This is a genomic window from Providencia sp. PROV261 (genome assembly GCF_028477945.1).
Taxonomy (GTDB): domain Bacteria; phylum Pseudomonadota; class Gammaproteobacteria; order Enterobacterales; family Enterobacteriaceae; genus Providencia; species Providencia stuartii.
This window is the reverse complement of sequence record NZ_JAMPMC010000005.1, coordinates 109,658-129,302: the sequence shown is the minus strand read 5'-3', so window position 1 is coordinate 129,302 and position 19,645 is coordinate 109,658. Positions and strand designations below refer to the sequence as shown.

Sequence of the window (19,645 nt, the reverse complement as noted above, 5' to 3'; positions counted from 1 at the left end):
TAACAATGTTCACCAAATAAATACATTGTGTGATATTTTAATTGACTTGAGAGTCTTCTTGCTCAGCGAATGCTTGTAATTCCCTGATATATCTATGCCATTGCCTTCCCTTTATTTCTTGAGCGTATTCACGAATAGGGAGGGTTCGGTCATGAGTGATAGAGTGGTCGATTCGAGAAATTTCAAATATAACAACCATCTCTCCATTAACTAAGTAGGTATAAATATTTTCACCTTGTTCAATCATCTCATAAATACAAAATACTGATTTTAATTCGGTAGGATGAATCACTTGCCTTAAGTAAGGGACTATCACCTCATTTTGTTTTATCATAAATTTCTGCATATAGTCTTGAGTGGTGTGTTTATTCTTCATTTATAAGCCTTTTAGCAATTCAGGGTTTAAATAACTATATATTTATAACCCGTCATAGTGAATGATCCCTAGCAACTGGCTCTCCAATTTTTGAGGACAAAACAGAAGATCAGGTTTCTGTCAGCAGTAGGCGTTCATAATGATCTATGGTTCGTTTAGCTCTTGAATTATTTCTGAAGAAAAGAACGATATTGACTCATGACTGTGTTTGGATAGTCGTTCAAAATGCGGTCACTTCATGACAAATCGTTTTTTGAAGGATTTAAAATATTCAGTAAGATAATTGCCTATCTGTACACTGTATTTAGTGAAATTTCCTGCCAATGATTCTGTCTGTAAAGTAATTTATCACGCTACCAAGTCAGCCTCTAAACAGTGGCGTATGTCAATTTGAAGCCGAAGGCAGGCGATGCATCGCTTTATTATTGAGCTTAGTGACAGCATAGATGACTATCTTAAATGCAAGGCAAATACACAAAGGTATTTTAGGTGCGGATATAAATTTATCCGTAAATGCTTCCCTCTCAGCAATCGCTTCCTTTAACAACATAAATATTTATCATGGAAATAGCGGTTTATTTAATAAGGAATAAAAATGTTTAATGTTGCTATTATTATTTTTGATGAATTTACTGATATCGATTACTTTTTGATGCGTGATATTTTTGGTCGCTGCCGTGAGGATTGGAATGTTAGCGTGTTGGGCACTAAACCCTTTCACACATCTACTCTTGGGCAAAAGGTCGAAACCGATGGTCACGTCTCACTTGCAAATCAAGCTGATGTCGTTTTATTCAGCAGCGGTCAGCAAGGTGTGCCAAATGCACTTGCCGATAAAAGTTTTATGCAGTCCTTTAAACTTAACAGTCAGCAACAAATCATTGGTTCTATTTGCGCAGGCTCCTTTATCTTACATAAGCTTGGATTATTGAATGACATTCAAGCAACGACACATCCCGATGCAAGAAATGCGTTTATTAATATGGGAGCAGACGTTGAAGATAAGCCTCTGGTTATTCGTGGTAATATCGGTACAGCAGGGGGTTGTTTATCCGCCTTATATTTAACGGGGTGGATAGCTGAAAAACTTTTTGATAGTGACAAACGTCGACAAATGCATCGTCAGATATTACCTGCAAACCAACACGAGTTATATGAACAAATTATTGTTAATGCAATTACAGAAGCCCAACACTAAATTACAATAAGTTTTATTGGTTTTTAAATGCGAAATGGATTGCGCAATAGTCTGAACCATCTGCTCAGCGGGTGGTTATGTTTTGTGCTATAGCATCGCTATTCTTATTAAATATGTCATTTTTTACCTTGAATATTGATGAAAAATCAAAAACAGAATTGTTCAGTTATAGATGAACAACGTCAGGGCTGATAGAAAAAAATGGTGCCGCGTGGTGAGTGTTTAATTATACATATTGCTCAATGAATGACCTTGATAAGGCTTATTTTAATATTATCGGGTGTATTACTGTTTTGATAGCATTATTATCAACCCCCTTTTATCACTGCGCATAGCTGATGATTAATATAACAATGTGCTACAGTGATTATTAGTATTTGAGTGATCCCTCAACTAACCAAAAACATCAAAATAAAGCCTCACCGAAGTGAGGCTTATGTATATGCGCTTTGCTAAAGAAACACTAAAGATCCTATACACGGTAAATGAATAAAGAATATTGCTGAAAGTACCAATATCAGGGTTAGCAATAAAAGGATTGAATGTCTAAAAAAGCTTACGGATTTTGGATTTCTCAGGAAAAATATTAATAAAAATGGGATGATAATTCCTAATATAGATACATAAGTTAGATACTTATCCAAATATTTAAACATAACTAACCCTATTTACATTGGCTCTTTATATTGTCATTTCACGTACACAAATGGCCATTTATATCTGCCAGCTAGTAAGGCCGTCAGTGCCAATGACATTGTAGTGACAGCGGCTGCAAGGTAGCTTCCTTTAGAGTAGTGCGGCATAACGAGTTTTAAATTCCCAGTTATAGGCCACACCAGCCTTGCTCTTGCCATTATCCCAATTCACCGACCAAGTCATTAGGCCTTTAATCGACAAGTTTTTGGCATCAAGACGCGCAAAAGCATTATAGACAGCTTGTTTATCAATCACATAACCAGAGCCAGCAGCATCATTGTTGGCAGGCAAACCGATAACAAATTTAGAGGGTGGAATTTTTGTATAACCGCGGGTACCAGTAACTAGACTTTCAGTCAGGTAATACAAAAAGTCTTCTTTCATTGCGTCACTATTTTGGGTGAGCCAAGCACCTTTACCGCTCGTGGTTTCATCAACCCAAATACCATCGCCACCCTGATTATAATATTGCGGAGCAATAAAATCATAATATCCTTCGAGGGCATTGATATAATCTAGATAAGCACCGTTGATACGTAAATATGGGAATTCTGGCGCCATACTGATAATAAAGTTTTTCCCTTCGGCGGCGTAATGTTCTTTTACTTTTTTCAATGCGGCAGGTAAAACTGTTTTATTATTAGCTGAACTAATGGCTGTTTGCTCTAAATCGATATCTAAGCCATCAAAGCCGTAGGTTTCCACCAAACGGATAATTTCATTAGTTAGCTTGTCTTCGTCGCCAGTTTTCAATTGGATATGCGCATCGGCACCACCTAGGGAAATGAGTACTGCGCGACCTTGGCTGTTTAATACTCCGACTTGACGGCGGAACTCGGCATCCGACAGATTGTATGGCTTGAAGGTTGGAATACCTTCGCCTTTCATAAAGGCCACGGCCACCACGTTATATTCTTCAGGAATGTCTGTCAGATTCATATTGGCACATTGCCCCTGCTGATAGCCATCACTGGCACCCGCGGCCCAATTGTGCCAAAAACCCATCATAATTTTTTTATTAGAGATATCCGGCATGGCGGCTGCGTCATCTACGACTTGTGTATTGATAATGTTATCTGAGCTCATAGTAACCTCGTTATTTTAGGTAAGATTAATTCCACACGCGCCAATATTGGTGGGCGTAAAGATATAATGCGTTTTTTTAACGAGGGTAAGGTGAAACCTTTTCCTGCCAATAATAAATTAAATTCAAGCTGACTGGAAAATATAGGATGCTTTCAAAAAAGAATGTTTTGCTCTTAGATGTATAATTTTTCAGATTAGTGGAGGCGTATTTATAGCAATGGCTATCTTCAAATGACTCACTAAAGAGTAAATAAATTATGACAGTAATTGTTACATATTATTTATAGCTATTATTCCAATTTATATTGATGATATTTATTGTCAGTATCATGCCGCGGTTTTCACTTATGAAGCGAGTGACGATTAGCTTTGTGAAATGGATAGATGAACCATAATCTGATAATGGTGAAAAATTAGCAGGGGTTCGCAAGAGACTAGAAACGACGTATCAAGTGAGCCGTGCAAGAAAATAAAATAGGTAATTCTGCTAGTATTATTGGTTACAGCGAAATAGCTAGTGTTTATTTTATAAATGATAATGATTGTTTATAAGTGGAATATTATCTGCTTTGGTCTTTATTGTCTATTCTATGGGGGATGCCAAAGATATTACAACAAAATTCTAAAATTAGAGATTTCAGTGGTGAGTCGTGATAGAAAAATAGAGTATTTCGCTTTTAGTTAAAATGCTAGAATCATTCTACCGATGAAAATGCGATAGAGAATTTAAATGATTAGATTATTTCTATTTTTAATATTTGTGTTCCCTTCAATCACATACGCTGCAAGTTTTGATTGTGCTAAGGCTCAGAGTAATGTGGAAAAACTAATATGCAATACTCCTGAGCTATCTAAAGCAGATGATGAATTATATGTTGATTATCTGCAAGCAAAGTTAGTAACTGGAAACAGCGATGAATTTAAGAGGTTAGTTAAAAAGAATTGGGAGTTGCGGGTTAAAAATTGCGATACAAAGTCGTGCTTGCTAGATTGGTATCATCGCTCAACGATTATTTATAGAAATATTGCTGATAGCCAACCAGTAGATGAGCAAGATATATCTGAATTTAATTATTATTATAATTCGCCAGTGAAGTTAAGAGGCGTTATTAGATTAGAAAAACCAGATGGGTTCTTAACATTAAGAACAGATAATATAATTTCTGTCTCATCAAAAGAGCCGGAAGATAGTGAGGGAGAGCCCACTGAATGGGGGATAGGTGCTTTGCATTTAGCACCAAGAAGTTCAGATCAATTTAATCAGCTAAAAGAGATCCAAGGTAAAAAGGTAGATATCACTTGTGACCTATACCATGCAACCAATATTCATCACAAAACTCCGGTTCTTTGCAGTGTTGAACATTATGTTTTGGTTAAGTAATTGGCAGTATGGCATAAAACTGAAAACATAAAGTATCGTAGAAAAATGAAATAGGGCAACCTGCTATTCGTTTGTGATGAGTGACTGAAGGTACGATATTTTTATCTTTTTTACCCTTTATTTTTTGCTCAAAAAATTTCCCTTTAAAAATAATAAGTTATATTCTGTCGTAGAAATGAAGGTATTTTGCATAAAATCGTTGTAATTTATTGTTGCGCTAAGATTTTTTCCTGATAATTTATAGTGTACTGCCGCATAGGCAGCTTAGAAAATAGGAAGATAGTGCCCGTCGGTCACTTGAGGGTGTACTGCCGCATAGGCAGCTTAGAAAACATCGAGACTAACGATGAGTCTGAGGGTGTTGTGTACTGCCGCATAGGCAGCTTAGAAAGATTGTAAAACTCTTTGCTGACCACATCGAGAGTGTACTGCCGCATAGGCAGCTTAGAAACACGATTGCAGGTACAGTCATGACAATCGACAGTGTACTGCCGCATAGGCAGCTTAGAAAGTATAATCATATGACTTTTTAAACAGTTCGAAGTGTACTGCCGCATAGGCAGCTTAGAAAAAGTTCGGAGGGATTGAACGCCAAAAAACGCTGTGTACTGCCGCATAGGCAGCTTAGAAAACGACTGTGGAGATGAAACAAAAATAATCCAAGTGTACTGCCGTATAGGCAGCTTAGAAATTGGCGATATCGCACTCATGGATGATTTTCTGGTGTACTCCGGATGCAACTCCCGCTATCGCTGGCAACACCAGAGGAAATTGTAAAACCAAAACAAATAGTGAAAGTAAAACAAATTATGCGGGAACCATATATTTGACATAACCTAAAACAGCAAAGTTTATCGATTATATTCGTGAAGCATTACACCATCAACATGCAAAAAGGCATCTCTTAGTATTCCCAATGATTGAAACTCATTTAACTTATGATAATACGTCGACTCTACCTGTTCACGGGTAAGGCCTGTGAGGTAATCACTTTGTTGATTTGTTTCCCAATAAATCTCACCTTTTCCTTTTATGAAGTATCCTCTTAAAAATCCAGGCCATTTATCACGCATGTTAGATATCAACAGAGAGTGGCTATCAGGCTGTGTTGCTTGAAATTCATGAAAAAAATCACCTCTAAAGATAAAAATATTATTGCATTTAGTACATTGATAGATATCTCTTACATACTTGTATGCTACAGAAGCAAAATTATCTCTAGACTCCCCTTCTAGTTCATCAAGAAAATCATAGAAGTCTTGATCAGAGATGTAATAAGCCTTATAACTAAGATAATCTGTATTATCCCTAATTATATGACCGCAGCTACATTGAAACTTAGACATTTAATATTGACCTCATAATTCTGGATTTAGAATAAGATTATCGCCAATATTAATAATACATAATGTTAGATAAAAACATCATAAATATCTTAAAATTACCTAGAGTGATAAATATAACAGTATGTTAAATAAAAACACACTGAATTGACGTAAACACAGGCTTATAGGCTTACAAATCAAACTTGCTCATGGATATCTTATCAATTAATCTCTTTAGTAAATGGTCATTATTTTTTCCACACTGGGGATGGCTAATTTTTGAGGCGCTTAACCCATGATATTGGGTACGACTCATTGTATTTATTGCTTAGTCAAGTGAGATAATCTTTGATTAAAATACACTAGTATGAAAAGATTACCATTAATGTATTAGAGTAAGAGGAAATGCGTGTCAATGAAGGCAATATATTTATTACTGGGGTTGCTGTTTTCATCTTTTGCATTCTCAGCTGAAAACTCAGTGATGATCCTTGGCGATGATTATAGGCATACCTTAGTTAAGGAGCTAGAAGGGGCAACATTTGTAACTCATGGAAAGAATGACTCACTCATTCAGCAGGTTAAACAAGCATTTAATCAAGACAGTATTATTTTGGTTATTAACATGGCGGATGGACCAACTCAAAATCTTAGAGAATCCATCTTAATAGCAAGGCAATCAGGTCATAATTCTGTCCAAGTTTATTATCATGGTAAGCATTTACCAAAAGAGATGCTTAATGATGATGACTTTAAGAAGCTAATGACACTTGTTGTTAAGGAAGTTAACGAATTATTGGATCTGTATGAAATCCAAATAACAGGGGCTTATTATGATTGGGAAAGAGATTTTCCAGAAAAATTTCAGTTACAAAAAAATATTATGGCTAAATTTAGTCCAGAGCCTAACACGTTAATGACTGAAATACATAGTTATGCCTATGTGTTTACAAAGGAAGAAGCAAGTGATAATACTATCATCACTGATGGAACGGTATTGGCATTTGCTTGTCAGGATGTCATTGGTAATGCGACTGTTCGAAGCCAAGATCCCATAAAGAGAGGTGGGAATTATTCTCACATAGTATTGGAGTTAGAAAAGCCAACATTAATCCCTTTACACGCACGATGCTTAGGTACATTAAATAACACGTTAGCTATGGCTTTTATTACTTTATTAGAGAATGAGAAATAATTAAATATCATGATAGTTTTAAGGTATCCACTATCTCATTTTGTTTTAAATACCTGTTTATAGACAGATGTTTGAATGATGAATGGAGCTATTAACGAATACGTACTAAACTCCTGAATATATAATTGTATTCAATTTGTCAGGCTGCATGTTATGAAATATTTAGAGCGTTATCTGTATCACATCATCTATTGAATTTTATGATAAATATAACGGTATCATTATCAATTTAACTATTTAAATTTATCAATATATTAATGCGAAATAGAGTATATTGATTGAAATAAACACCACTTAAACAATTTAACGGAAAAATTCTTTTAGCGAAGAATCTTTAAACCCTATTTAAATCCTTTACAGAACAGTATGTTTATTCTGTTTTATATAGAGTGCATATCAATCTCAGGTGCCTCAGCTAGAAACTATCCGAAGGTATTAGCAATGGGGCATCATTTCATTTGGTTTGCGGCAATTGAAAAAGTTATTGATGCTTTAGATAAATGATCGCTGATAAAATTAGCAAACATGATATTTTCAGAATTACATTAAAATCAGATAGTTAAAAAAATATAACTATTGAAAATGAATTGACAATTTTCCGAGTGATTTAAGCGCGGTAATTGCGACCTCTTTATTAGGATCAAAGCAAAGCTCTATTAATCGGTTTAAGGTTTCTTCATTTTGAATTGCGTATTTGTAATCACCAAGGATGGATATCGCAGTGAGTTTAACCTCATTATTAGTTCCTTGTGTGAGCTGGATTAGTGTATTTAATATGATTTTTTGTCGTGAATGATTCATTTATTCATACCTAGCTAGGATATGTTAAGAAAAATCTGATTATAATCAGCCAAAATAGACATCATATTGTTATTTCTCCTTATTGCATTGTTCCTAGATGACAACTTTAATAAAAAGTATATGAGAAATTTGCATTTTATAAACAATAGCAACTAAATTTACTACGGATAGGCATCGGTATAATCACCATCTAATGTTAAAATCAGGGCGAAGTAGGTTTTTTATACATCCTATTAGTAAGATACATGATAGGAAAACTTAATAGCTAGTTAAATTAACTGAGCTAAGAGGTATTTTCACTATTTGAGTATAGAGTGCTAATAAGAGCCCAAAATATGGGCTCTCATCTATAAACGTCATTCATGTGTTATTCTCAACAAATTGAATGTTAATTACTTAAATTCACATCGATAACTTGATAAAAAGCATTTTGGGTATTATCAACATCCCATGTTGCAAGAATAACATGGTAACCTTCATGATCAGCGGGCACATCACATATAAAGTTGATATCCACTTCGATCAATGGCATTGCTCCATGATCATCTCTTTGGCAAAATGGCGTTAACTCAAAAGCTGAACGAGTTAATGGTGCTGATTGGTCCCAGCCATTTTTTGTAATAAAAAACCGCCAATTATCGGTTGCATGAGCCATAGTTAGATACCAAGTGAAGGTATTGAGACCCGTTTTCATATCAATTTTATGCCAACGGGTAGGCGTTTGCACATCAAGAGGACTGAAACGTTCTATACCACCTCCGCTAGCTATTAATCCATCAGGAGGCCCAGATTCTGGAAAGCCTTTTTGAGTTTCAATGCTCTGAGGTTCATATTCAGGCCCTAATCCACAATCATTGTTTAATGGTGTTTTTGGCTCCTTAAGATAGTCGTTAAAGCTACATAGATAAGCGCGACTTTCTGGCATCCTTATATAGCCATGGGCGCTCGCGTAGAATGAAAATAACGTTAATACAGTGCCTAATATACTTGGATATATTAATGGTATGATTAGATTTTTCATAATCACCTCGGACATAAAGATAAAGAATATTTACTGAACGATTATTGAATGATGTGTCAGAGAACTCATTCATCGTTTCAGTAATAATATTTTTATCATACTGACTTTCAGCAAAATTGAATAATTTAGTTCTTTATTTATTAAATTTTGCGTCATCTTTGCTGATTAATCATCTAATTAGTTAAATCTAAGTATTATTTAATGAGATTTAAGGGTATGAGAAGTTGAAATAGGGTAGAGTGGTATTATCCTAACCCTCCAAAGGAAAAGAGGGTTAGAACCAATAGCATTATTCAATCAGCATTAGGGGCCTTCGCCGCCTGAATCAATCCCTCCCATTCCTGGTGTATAAGTTATGCAATCTGGTTTGCCTGTAACAGGATTTGGTTCAGGTGAGCACCAAGTAACAGTGTTAGTCGCGTAAGCCGATGAACAAAGAATTGAAATAATAAATAATAGTTTTTTCATGATTATTTCCTTCTATTTGATAATCATGACTACTTTATTTTAATTATGTAGGCGAAGTTCATATTCCATTACTTAATGTGATGGGTGTCTCTTAAATCATCTTTTATTTAAGTGATTGATTTAATGCTCTTAAAAATAAGAGATGATATTTTACTATATGGGTAATTTATAGGTTAAGGTTGTTATGGCGTAATCATTAAAATATTTTATTGATTATGGTGTAACTGATATTGTGTATAACGTGATGTGTTAGTATGGAGAGATAAAGGTATTTAAATGATTCAAATAATTAACAATAAATTAGGCGAACCTACTAAAAGGTTCGCCATTCAATCATTATTTAATACTGTCATCTAATAATTCATTGAAATAAATGATTTTTTGGTCAAAATCAATAGCTATATTTTGATCTTTACACTCATTATTAGATATCATTTTACAGGAAGATTGTATGTTTTTTTCATGGATGCCTAACCATTCAGCTAATAAATGAAATAAATTCAGTCCACTCCTTTGCGCTGATATTATCTCTCTCGTATTTGAATCTGAAGAAGTAATAAAAAGAGGCGTTTCAAAATTTTGACGATGTTTATCACCATGGATTAGATCTTGTTGATTATCAATAAAAGAAAGCCCATGATCTGAAAAATATAACATAGACTATGAGTTTTTAGACTTTGATAATATGTCATGTAATAGAGATAACTGTAAATCAGTATTTTTTATACTTTGAACATAGCAAGATAAGTCTTTGCTTTTATAAAATTCATCATACTTATTTGAGATCCTTTTACAAAATGGAGAGTGGCTACCAATTAAATGAACAACAATCAGTTTTTTCTTTGCAGGATTGTCGATGGGCTCAATAAACTTGGGAATAATAGGGTCATCTTCTATTAATGGGTATACAAAGCTGTTTCTATATTTACTTTTAGTGTGAGCAGTCGCACATTTGCAAAATTAACCATGATGTTGCTAATAAGGGAAGTAGATACACCAGTATAGATTTATTATGTACTGAGTTATGATTATGTTGTCATTTTTGACGTAACTTAGGGGTAATAATATGTTAAAAGTAATTGCAGAAGATTTTATCCAGCTTGAGGCTATAAATATCGTACTCCCACTTTACCGTGAATTAGTTGAAGCGACTAAGCGTGAGCCTCTCTGTATTGCTTATGATTTATATGTTGACCAAAAAGATAGGGGGCATTTTATTTTTATCGAAGAGTGGCCTGATCAAGCAGCCTTAGATGCACATTGTAAGAGCGAACATTTTCAACGCCTTGTTCCCATGATTAATCAATATCAGCGAAAAGAGCCTTCTTTTATATTTATGGATGACGCTCTAGCTAAAATATAAACACTATAGAATTTCTTTTCGATAAAAATCATTAGGGTAACTCTATTTTAATGCCATTAGTGTATAGCTGATGGTTATTTTATTTTTAATGGTGATGCAGAAAGGACTAGGGGATAATTGGTCAATAGGTATGTTTAACTTTACTTATTTGGTTAACCGGGATTTTATTTTTTCTAAAAGGTAAAAAGCGACTTTCAGCTTAACTAATGATTTTATAGGGCCATCAAACTATCTGTTAGGTGTGTGTGAAATATTTATTTTAATAGTATTTAATGTATAAAAGGTTGGGTTAATTTTTTCGTCTAATCAGCAAGTGATTTTCCTTGTTTTTTACCCTTTAAATTTTTAAGGTTTTTATATCCTTTTAAAACAATAGGTTATGTTACCTGATAAAAAAGAAGGTATTTAAGGAGAAATTGTTATAATTTACTGTTGCATAAAGTTTTTTTACTGATAATTTATAGTTCACTGCCGTATAGGCAGCTTAGAAAAACATCAGGGCGCTTACCAATAGTTTTAGGGCTGTTCACTGCCGTATAGGCAGCTTAGAAATGAAACTGTCAAGGACATGTTAAAGCACACATGTTCACTGCCGTATAGGCAGCTTAGAAATTCAAGGCATCATTATTGATATTTCGATGCTAGTTCACTGCCGTATAGGCAGCTTAGAAAATTTCGTGCCGATATGTTTCACTTCTCATACTGTTCACTGCCGTATAGGCAGCTTAGAAAAAATAAGAACAAACGACGGGATTCACATTACTGTTCACTGCCGTATAGGCAGCTTAGAAATATTTCTATTAATACCTTTTAGAGCCTGATATGTTCACTGCCATATAGGCAGCTTAAAAATACGTTTTAATATAACTTAAAATTTCTACCTTATCCTTTCTAGCACACCCTTAATAAGATTTAGTGATTTTCACTTATCATGCAGAATAAAAGACTGTTAGCCTTGATGCGAAGTCAGAATAAGGCTTATGATATTTTGTACAGGGAGATTATTATAGGAATATTACCTATGGTGAGGAGGGGTGTTGATGTGTATTTTGAAAATACCAGCTCGGTGGAGGTATTTATATGAATAAGCTTTTTCGAATGTGCAACCTATTGCTATTAACTGCAAGCTTCTCAATGGTCTCTTTATCTTCCTATGCAGATCCCAATGGCGGTCATGGTCATGGTCATGGGCAAGGAAAAGAGCATCAAAAAAATAAGCCTAACAAAGGTCATAATGGTAACGGAAAAGAAAAAGCAGATCATTTATCCTTAAATAAGAGTAATTCAATATCAGTATCATTAACTTACAATGAAGCAAGAGCACTCGCTTTAGACAGTGGTATTACAGGCTATCACGCGTTACCACCCGGTATTGCCAAAAACTTAGCTAGGGGGAAACCATTGCCGCCAGGGATAGCTAAAAAAGTTGTTCCACCTTCTATGCTTGTACAATTACCTCATTATCCAGGCTATGAATGGAGTATTGTTGGTAATGACTTAGTACTTATTGCATTAAGTACAGCGGTAGTCACTTCGATTATTAATAATGTATTTGACTGATCTTAGTAATGTGTATTGAAGCCATTAAGTAATATATACCTGTTAAATTGAAAAAGACCGTTCATTTGATAAACGTTATCCCATTAGCCCTCAATTTTTTGAGGGCTATGCAATCAAAGGGATTATTATTTCGTTTTATTCTTTTCTAACCATTTTTGCATTTGCTCTATTTCTGGACCTTGGGCGTTAATAATCTCTTCTGCAAGCTTTCTCATTTCAGGGTCGGTGCCATATTTTAATTCAATTTTTGCCATATCAATTGCCCCTAGGTGATGAGCGATCATACCTTGCGCAAATGCAATATCTGCATTCTCTTCATTCATACCTTTGGCCATATCTGCATGCATTTTATCCATAGATTGGTTTAACTCTTTTTGCATTTCGTTGCTGGCAGGAGCTTGAGCATGCATAGAATGATTTGAATTAGCAAAAGAACTAAAGGAGGCGATGCTAATGGTTAAAATTGCAGCGATAGGAAGCATTTTTTTCATGATAAATACCTTATTAAAAGGGGATTAAGTTAGGTTGACGATAAAGCTTCCCCTAAGGTTAAGGTCAATGGGGTAATAACAGATTTAACTTATTTTACATATAAATTGATTTTTATACTTAACTCATTTAATTGAGAGAGACGCAGTGAGTCTAAAAATAGTGGTATGATAAAATGAAATAACGATTCTTTATAATAGTGATCTATATCAAAAATTTCGAATAAGCGCTTATCTGTTTTTTACCGGTTTATATAAATCGAATGGATAATTAGATGCGTGGTATTATTGGTTTTATGTATTGTTCGCCATGTAAATATACTCTTTAATTATTTTTAAATATGGGGTTTATGTGGTAATTGATTGATTTTAAGGTTGAAGTTTTTTTAGGCTTTATTGTTAAAGTATATCTTTTTATTTAAATTTCATAAAATAAATTATCAATGTTAATGATAATGATTTCTATTTGAGAGTCTATTCTAGGTTGTTATATACTCTGATTTAAACAGGTGTGGTGATGATTCAGGGGTTATTAATGGCTATGCAGAAATAGTCTCTTAATACGGGGGAGATTAAGAATAATTAGGTTGGGTTAATTCTATAAATATTAAAAATCCTTTTTATAGCTAATGGAGTGAAGCTGTTATATTTATTACGTTTTTAAAATTATTTATATTATTAAATAATGGTCTTCACAATAAATAGCAGGCAGGAAAATTTTTATAAAAATGAAAATTAACATAGATATTTTATTCTGTAAATTTGAATCCTTATTTGAGTGATAATCAACTCATTATTTTTACTGTTATTTACTGATGTTCAAAGTGTTGCTATGCCATCAAAAATAATATTGAAAGTTATTGCAAATAACAGTTACTGATAGGGGAGCGCATCTGCAATGTTGTATGTTTATTTGATGAATTTTTATGCAGTCATTGTGCTTAAAAAAAAGGAAATGGAGTGGGGGAAAGAATCAATGTATGAGGCTTTATGATGCAGATCACATAATAAATTCTTATGTTTTCATTGTGGTTATTATATGAAAGGTAATTGAAATTTATATAGGCAATATAATAGTCTTAATTTTGCTATTTTTCCATTCTATAGGCCTAAATTTATCCTAAGTTAGGATAATTGTTTAATCGTCTGTTTTTTAATGATATTTGTTATTTTTTTATTCGATTTGACCATGGTTATAGCGTAAAAAGAAGTAAAATACCCATAAATGGTAATGATAATAATAACTATTTGCAATTGAGTGGGGTTGATATATACTCCAAATCGATCATTTATTTTAATGAATCTGTTGTGAGTAGATAGTTATATTTAATATGCATTTATCATTTATATGGCAAGGAATATTATGAAAAACCTATCATTAACAGCATTAACAATTGTTTTATCGAGTGTCGCGTTTAGTACTAGTGGAGAGACGGTTTCAGGACAGAGCCAAGCGTATGATTCCAATGGAGTTGAGGTGAATGTTGGAAAAACACAGTTTGCACAAGGCACCCATAGTGGGGTTATTGGTGATCCTGGTGTCGGTTTGAAAACCATCGCTAACGGTACAAGAATTGGTTTTTCTGGTTTTAAATCATTAGCACCAGAGAATGAGCAAGGTGTCAATGTATTACCTGCATCAAGTGGTGGTCATGGAGGGGCGATGGGGGAGTTTCATTTTACACAAGTTGCTAATGCAGAAGTCTATTTTGGCGACTGGTCTAAAACGGGGAGTGTAGGTGACCAAACTCATACTGCTTTCTTCTCAGGTAAAGAAGCCACAGAGTCGGTACCAACCGCGGGGCAGGCGGAATATACCATTGCTGGTATCAATCAATTTGATGGTCCAGGTAAATTAAGCGGTGTATTTAATGCTGATTTTGGTTCGAAAAAATATACAGGCGCTCTAAATGGTCAATCTCTTAATATTACTATGAATGGTAACATTCAAGACAAAGGGCAATTTTCTGGTAGTGCAATAGCAAATGGTTCAATTCAGGGTAAAAGCTCAGGGCAGTTTTTTGGCAAAAATGCGGATGTTGTCGCGGGTATAACCACCTTTGATAGTGACCATACAAAAGACACTTCGTTTGGCGGTTCAAAAGTGCAATAACTTATATTGCGGGTGGAAAGGATTTCCACCTATTACGATTACTTTAATAGAACATTGGTTGAGATTTATGGGGTTATTTCGAGCGGGTATCCTATGGTTGTTACTTTATAGTAGTGTCGCCATCGGAGAGATAAGTGATATTGATAATTATCGCTTTTTATTAAAAGATAAAGCGGAATTTAGTCGAAAACCTCCCGTTATTGAAAATAATAAACCGTTTATTAAAGATGACATCAAAATTAATTTCGATGGTAAAGAATATCAGGTTAGTAATACGCTTAATGAGATGGGAATGGCTATTTATATTGCCTTAAATCGTGGGCAATACGATGACGTAGAACGTTTATTATCATATTACCAACAATTAAGTGGATATGACGTTTTACTTGTTGAGTTTGCTAAAGCACAAATGGCACGTGCAAATCATGATTATGCTCAGGCTATTTTTCACTACCAAACTATTTTAGCGCTAAAACCTGATTTTTTGCGTGTCGAGCTTGAATTAGCTCGAACTTATTTTGAAGATCAACAAAATAATGAGGCATCTTCACAGTTTAAACGGGTATTGGAAAAGTATCAGCAGCAGTTACCACAAAGTGTATTAGCTACAATTTCACAATTTACTACGGAATTAAGTAAACGAAATAGTTGGTCAGGAAGTTTTTCGGTAGGTTACGGTTACAACTCTAATATTAATCAAGTACCGGGGGATAAAAGACAGCGTTGCTACAGAAATGCAGTGCAGCAGTTTTGTTATGGTGCTGGATTGGCGGATAAAGGCACCAAATTTATCTATGATGGTGATATTAAACGTACCTTTTCACTTTACCAGCATCACAGTTTACTGTTTAAAGCATATACCTATGGCAATAAGTATGATGGTGCTGCCGAGTATAATGAAAATACCAGCCACATACGGGTTTATTATCAATATCAGGATGCAAAAAAATCATTCGCTATTGGCCCAATTAGTGAATTTAAATGGGTAGGAGAGCGGCGACACTATTATGGTGTTGGAGTGGGAATGGAAGCGGAGTATCGTTTTTTACCCCAGTTTTCGCTGAGTACAGTGATTGACCACCAAAAAATAAACTATCGTTCACCTTATCAAAGCCAAGATGGTAATAAGAGTCAGGCTTATATCACAGGGATTTATGCTCTTAGCTCAGATGCAGTGATATTTGGTGGTGTAGATAGTGGGTATGTGAATAAGGTTTATGATAGTGACAGTTATAAACAATATGGCATAAGAGGAGGAATATTTAAGGACGTTAGTCAGTATTATCATCTATTGGGGATCGCCAGTTATAAGCAAACTCGATTTAATGCTCCGCAATATGCGTTGGGAAGTCAAAATCGAATGGATGATGAACAACTGTATTTGGCTAAGTTAAGTTTACCTAAATACAGTATTGCCACAATGACACCATCCATTTCTTATAGGTATAGAGTTAATAAAAGTAATATTGATGCACTGTATTCATATCAACAAAGTGAAATTGAAATTAGATTAGAAAAACGCTTTTAATATTTTAGGTGTTAACAATGAAAATAAAAAAAATCATCACAATGAATATTGTGACAGGGATTTCGCTTACCTTAATTTCCGGTTTAGTGTTAGCAAAAGAACAAGAAGACCTCGGTACTATTATTGTTAAAGATAACGCAGAAACAATTAAGGAACGCGATCAAAAAGGTTATGACGATCAGTATGATAAAAATGAATCCAATATTTACCTCGGAAAAGATCTTGTTGAACGTTATAAAGGAACTAACCCAGCAGATGTGCTCAATAGTGCGGTAGGGGTGTATAGTGGAGATGCACGTAATAGTGGTGCATTAGATCCCAATATTCGGGGGATACAAGGTCAAGGGCGAGTACCAGTCACTGTCGATGGCACAGAGCAAGCCCAAACAGTGTGGCGAGGATATAACGGAGCCAATAATCGTAATTATGTTGACCCAAATATGATCAGCAGTATAACGATTCAAAAAAGTGCATCCTTAAACCCTAATGTGAAAACATCGGTTGGTGGGGGCATTGCGATAAAGACACTTAATATTGATGATGTCGTTGCTCCAGATGAAACGTTTGGTTTTGATTTAAAATTGGAAACCAGCAGTAATTCAACAAAACCAAGAGTACCTAATTTAGGTTATGGGCATGACTATCGAGATGACCCTGCGATTATGGATAATATAAAAAATGGCAACAAAGCAAGAATGTTGTTTAATGATCCAGGGCTGCTAGTTACGCCTAAATCTCGTGGAGACGCAAACTTTTTTAATTTTAAAGATAATGCAGTTAGGGTCGCGGTGGGAACTCGGCAATCACGTTTCGATATCATGGCGGCTTATAGTTATCGAGACCAAGGAAACTACTTTGCGGGTAAACGTGGAGCTAATCGCTATAAAGATGATGTGTTTAGTTATGACCCGAAGAACCCATCTAAACCGGTTGACCCCTATTTGCCTTTTGCTGCGAACGTGTTTGCACCAGGTAAAGAGGTAACTAATACCTCCAGTGAAATGGAGAGTTATTTAGTGAAAACGAATCTATTTTTATCTGACTCACAAAAGGTGTCATTAGGATATACCCATACGACGAACCACTATGGGGAAATCATGCCATCAAGGATCAGTTTCATGGAGTTAGATGGAAAAGTGCCGCAATGGACACTCGCGAAATTTAATATTCAAGCTTTTCATGCCGACTATTATTTAAATCCTGAAGATAATCCATACGTAAATATGAAACTTGGTTACTGGATGACCAAAACAACGAGTGATACGAATACTTCAGGCGGTTTTCCTCGAGAGCCTAAAGAGCGTGATATGGGGTTTGAATATGGGTGGATGCCTCGCAACCCTAATATTGATGGTACGTTAGTACCGGGTGCATCCTTGAATTCAACGAACAAACGACAAGGCTTAAATTTATCTAACCAAATGGCATTAACAGATAGCCTTGATTTAACTTTAATGGGGAGTTTTAGCAAAGAAACGGTTGATACAGAGGATGATATTTTTGAATATTCAGGGAGTTCTACATCGACGATTTTCCGAGCTGTACCGAGAGAAGGGGAAAGGCAAGAGAATACATTCGCATTTAATTTTGAATGGCGGCCAACAGATTGGTTGAATGTGACGGCTGGTGCTCAACAAACGAGTTATTGGTCGAAAGATCATTTATTAGATAAACGACGCGATGCGAAAGATGTTAACTTTGCGAGACCTCATCAACTACTCTCCAAAAACTATGATATTTCACGCACAATTACACAAAATGAATATGACACATTGACTCGTTTTACCAATGCTGAAGGGCAAAAATTAGATGACGTCATGGATTCGCCTTATTATTTAGAAAGGTTTGTTGAGGAAGCGCTAAATTTACAAAAACATTCTCTCGATTATGCGGGATTCAGATCTGCAAATGGGCAAGGGGAGTTCCGCATAGATGAAAAAAATAAGGCTAAATGGCGACCCGATGGAAAAAATAAACTGACCCGAGAAACCAACCCTTTTTATAATGGTACGATTGATACAAAAGCACAGACTGTCGATCCATTTACAGGAAAAGTGGTTAATCAATATATTCCCAATCAATCTCGCTCTAGCGATGAACAGGAAGATATTCGCTATTTATCCGAAGAAGAACGATTCCGCCATCAGGGGAAAAAGAAAGCACATGCTTGGGCGCCTTCCTTTTCCGCTTCTGCCTATTTAACTGATAATGACCGAGTTTATGCGAGCTATACGGAAACGGTACGTATGCCTAGTATCTTTGAGGATACGGTAGGTTTTTCTGGCTCAAGGGGTTATGCGTCACTCACCGAGAAGTTTGAGCCTGAACGCGGTAAAACAGTGGAAGTGGGTTATGTGCGTAATTTACAAAGTCTACTGGGTGCAGAACGTTTTGCTGACGTGCGTATTAATTATTATCACACGGTCATTGAAAACGCGTTTGAACGGGATATCTATCTCAAGTTTACACAAGTAGATAAGCACAAAACATCAGGTATTGAGCTACAAGCTCGTTATGACAATGGTAATTATTTTGGGGATATTGGGCTTGATTACCGTTTGCAAAATGAGGTGTGTGATAGTGCCTCCATTGCTGCTTTAGATCCAACTAACAAGTTTAATATGTCTGAATGTGTTGATGCGGGCTTTCCTGGTGGGTTCTTACGCACACAATTACAACCTAAATACAGTATTAATGCCAATTTAGGGATGCGTTTTTTGGATGAGCGTTTAGAAATTGGTAGCCGCATGCGTTATCACAGCCGTGCTGAAAATAATGACGAAAAGAAAATGATGGATAAATATCCGGCCAACTACGCACCTTTAAATAATAGCCCAATGCGCTGGGAGCCTGTATTTGTTGCCGATGCTTACGTCAGTTATGGCATTTCAGACAACGTCAAAATGGAATTGTTAGCGACAAATATTCTTGATGAATATTATGTGGATCCACTCACTCGAACCATGATGCCTGCTCCAGGTAGAACGTTACGATTGAATTTTACAAGCCATTTTTAAAGCAAAATGCCCTTCTTGTGGTACTAAGA

Annotated in this window: 14 protein-coding genes, 2 pseudogenes and 2 CRISPR repeat arrays; of the genes and pseudogenes, 8 read left to right on the top strand and 8 right to left on the bottom strand. The window is 35.3% G+C overall.

Annotated elements, in window-relative coordinates:
* Positions 1–37: 37 nt before the first annotated feature.
* The gene (locus PR675_RS03210; protein WP_014658146.1) at positions 38–376 is read right to left on the bottom strand and encodes a hypothetical protein; all 339 of its coding nucleotides are present in this window, start codon (positions 374–376) and stop codon (positions 38–40) included.
* A 595-nt stretch (positions 377–971) separates the two neighbouring features.
* On the opposite strand from PR675_RS03210, the gene PR675_RS03205 reads away from it, so the two are divergent.
* Positions 972–1,574, top strand: a complete 603-nt coding sequence (locus PR675_RS03205) for a DJ-1/PfpI family protein (RefSeq protein ID WP_014658147.1) — start codon at positions 972–974, stop codon at positions 1,572–1,574.
* A 789-nt stretch (positions 1,575–2,363) separates the two neighbouring features.
* Here PR675_RS03205 and PR675_RS03200 read toward each other — a convergent pair.
* Positions 2,364–3,356: pseudogene (locus tag PR675_RS03200) on the bottom strand (chitinase); the annotation flags it as partial.
* A 730-nt stretch (positions 3,357–4,086) separates the two neighbouring features.
* On the opposite strand from PR675_RS03200, the gene PR675_RS03195 reads away from it, so the two are divergent.
* The gene (locus PR675_RS03195; protein WP_060561330.1) at positions 4,087–4,737 is read left to right on the top strand and encodes a DUF4431 domain-containing protein; all 651 of its coding nucleotides are present in this window, start codon (positions 4,087–4,089) and stop codon (positions 4,735–4,737) included.
* A 243-nt stretch (positions 4,738–4,980) separates the two neighbouring features.
* Positions 4,981–5,428: a CRISPR direct-repeat array (repeat unit 28 nt; unit sequence GTGTACTGCCGCATAGGCAGCTTAGAAA).
* Positions 5,429–5,588: 160 nt separating this feature from the next.
* On the opposite strand, the gene PR675_RS03190 is transcribed toward PR675_RS03195, so the two are convergent.
* Entirely contained in the window at positions 5,589–6,083 is a 495-nt protein-coding gene (locus tag PR675_RS03190; protein ID WP_004918885.1) for a hypothetical protein, read from the bottom strand.
* A gap of 394 nt (positions 6,084–6,477) precedes the next feature.
* Here PR675_RS03190 and PR675_RS03185 point away from each other — a divergent pair, with 394 nt between their 5' ends.
* On the top strand, positions 6,478–7,257 hold the full coding sequence (locus PR675_RS03185; protein WP_014658151.1) for an elongation factor Tu-B: 780 nt from the start codon (positions 6,478–6,480) through the stop codon (positions 7,255–7,257).
* A 573-nt stretch (positions 7,258–7,830) separates the two neighbouring features.
* Here PR675_RS03185 and PR675_RS03180 read toward each other — a convergent pair.
* The 4 genes and pseudogenes from PR675_RS03180 to PR675_RS03165 form a co-directional block, all read right to left on the bottom strand.
* A complete protein-coding gene (locus PR675_RS03180) occupies positions 7,831–8,058 on the bottom strand; it encodes a HEAT repeat domain-containing protein (protein WP_004918896.1) in 228 nt (75 codons plus the stop codon).
* Positions 8,059–8,446: 388 nt separating this feature from the next.
* Positions 8,447–9,079, bottom strand: a complete 633-nt coding sequence (locus PR675_RS03175) for a lytic polysaccharide monooxygenase (protein ID WP_040133041.1) — start codon at positions 9,077–9,079, stop codon at positions 8,447–8,449.
* 303 nt (positions 9,080–9,382) lie between these two features.
* Positions 9,383–9,547, bottom strand: a complete 165-nt coding sequence (locus tag PR675_RS03170) for a hypothetical protein (protein ID WP_004918906.1) — start codon at positions 9,545–9,547, stop codon at positions 9,383–9,385.
* Positions 9,548–9,883: 336 nt separating this feature from the next.
* Positions 9,884–10,468 (bottom strand): annotated as a pseudogene (locus PR675_RS03165) (sulfatase-like hydrolase/transferase); the annotation flags it as partial.
* 145 nt (positions 10,469–10,613) lie between these two features.
* On the opposite strand from PR675_RS03165, the gene PR675_RS03160 reads away from it, so the two are divergent.
* Both PR675_RS03160 and PR675_RS03155 read left to right on the top strand, forming a co-directional pair.
* Positions 10,614–10,910, top strand: coding sequence for a putative quinol monooxygenase (locus tag PR675_RS03160; protein WP_004918910.1), 297 nt, complete (start codon positions 10,614–10,616; stop codon positions 10,908–10,910).
* A gap of 463 nt (positions 10,911–11,373) precedes the next feature.
* Positions 11,374–11,762: direct repeats of the CRISPR family, unit length 28 nt; unit sequence GTTCACTGCCGTATAGGCAGCTTAGAAA.
* A gap of 228 nt (positions 11,763–11,990) precedes the next feature.
* Positions 11,991–12,470, top strand: coding sequence for an anti-virulence regulator CigR family protein (locus PR675_RS03155; protein WP_060561328.1), 480 nt, complete (start codon positions 11,991–11,993; stop codon positions 12,468–12,470).
* Positions 12,471–12,595: 125 nt separating this feature from the next.
* Here PR675_RS03155 and copM read toward each other — a convergent pair whose 3' ends face one another.
* The gene (gene copM, locus PR675_RS03150) at positions 12,596–12,961 is read right to left on the bottom strand and encodes a CopM family metallochaperone (protein WP_004918913.1); all 366 of its coding nucleotides are present in this window, start codon (positions 12,959–12,961) and stop codon (positions 12,596–12,598) included.
* A gap of 1,360 nt (positions 12,962–14,321) precedes the next feature.
* Here copM and PR675_RS03145 point away from each other — a divergent pair.
* From PR675_RS03145 to PR675_RS03135, 3 genes are all read left to right on the top strand, one after another.
* Positions 14,322–15,071, top strand: coding sequence for a Slam-dependent surface lipoprotein (locus PR675_RS03145; RefSeq protein ID WP_036943816.1), 750 nt, complete (start codon positions 14,322–14,324; stop codon positions 15,069–15,071).
* Between the two features lie 67 nt (positions 15,072–15,138).
* Complete coding sequence (locus PR675_RS03140; RefSeq protein WP_036943818.1) at positions 15,139–16,599, top strand: porin family protein; 1,461 nt, start codon at positions 15,139–15,141, stop codon at positions 16,597–16,599.
* A gap of 17 nt (positions 16,600–16,616) precedes the next feature.
* Positions 16,617–19,616 carry a TonB-dependent receptor domain-containing protein gene (locus tag PR675_RS03135; protein ID WP_060561327.1) on the top strand — a complete coding sequence of 1,000 codons (3,000 nt, stop codon included), beginning with the start codon at positions 16,617–16,619 and terminating at the stop codon, positions 19,614–19,616.
* The last annotated feature ends 29 nt before the right edge of the window (positions 19,617–19,645 follow it).

Bases quoted from the DNA above. Each gene is read 5' to 3' on its own strand.
- PR675_RS03210 (WP_014658146.1), bottom strand. From the start codon at position 376: ATGAAGAATAAACACACCACTCAAGACTATATGCAGAAATTTATGATA.
- PR675_RS03205 (WP_014658147.1), top strand. From the start codon at position 972: ATGTTTAATGTTGCTATTATTATTTTTGATGAATTTACTGATATCGAT.
- PR675_RS03195 (WP_060561330.1), top strand. From the start codon at position 4,087: ATGATTAGATTATTTCTATTTTTAATATTTGTGTTCCCTTCAATCACA.
- PR675_RS03190 (WP_004918885.1), bottom strand. From the start codon at position 6,083: ATGTCTAAGTTTCAATGTAGCTGCGGTCATATAATTAGGGATAATACA.
- PR675_RS03185 (WP_014658151.1), top strand. From the start codon at position 6,478: ATGAAGGCAATATATTTATTACTGGGGTTGCTGTTTTCATCTTTTGCA.
- PR675_RS03180 (WP_004918896.1), bottom strand. From the start codon at position 8,058: ATGAATCATTCACGACAAAAAATCATATTAAATACACTAATCCAGCTC.
- PR675_RS03175 (WP_040133041.1), bottom strand. From the start codon at position 9,079: ATGAAAAATCTAATCATACCATTAATATATCCAAGTATATTAGGCACT.
- PR675_RS03170 (WP_004918906.1), bottom strand. From the start codon at position 9,547: ATGAAAAAACTATTATTTATTATTTCAATTCTTTGTTCATCGGCTTAC.
- PR675_RS03160 (WP_004918910.1), top strand. From the start codon at position 10,614: ATGTTAAAAGTAATTGCAGAAGATTTTATCCAGCTTGAGGCTATAAAT.
- PR675_RS03155 (WP_060561328.1), top strand. From the start codon at position 11,991: ATGAATAAGCTTTTTCGAATGTGCAACCTATTGCTATTAACTGCAAGC.
- copM (WP_004918913.1), bottom strand. From the start codon at position 12,961: ATGAAAAAAATGCTTCCTATCGCTGCAATTTTAACCATTAGCATCGCC.
- PR675_RS03145 (WP_036943816.1), top strand. From the start codon at position 14,322: ATGAAAAACCTATCATTAACAGCATTAACAATTGTTTTATCGAGTGTC.
- PR675_RS03140 (WP_036943818.1), top strand. From the start codon at position 15,139: ATGGGGTTATTTCGAGCGGGTATCCTATGGTTGTTACTTTATAGTAGT.
- PR675_RS03135 (WP_060561327.1), top strand. From the start codon at position 16,617: ATGAAAATAAAAAAAATCATCACAATGAATATTGTGACAGGGATTTCG.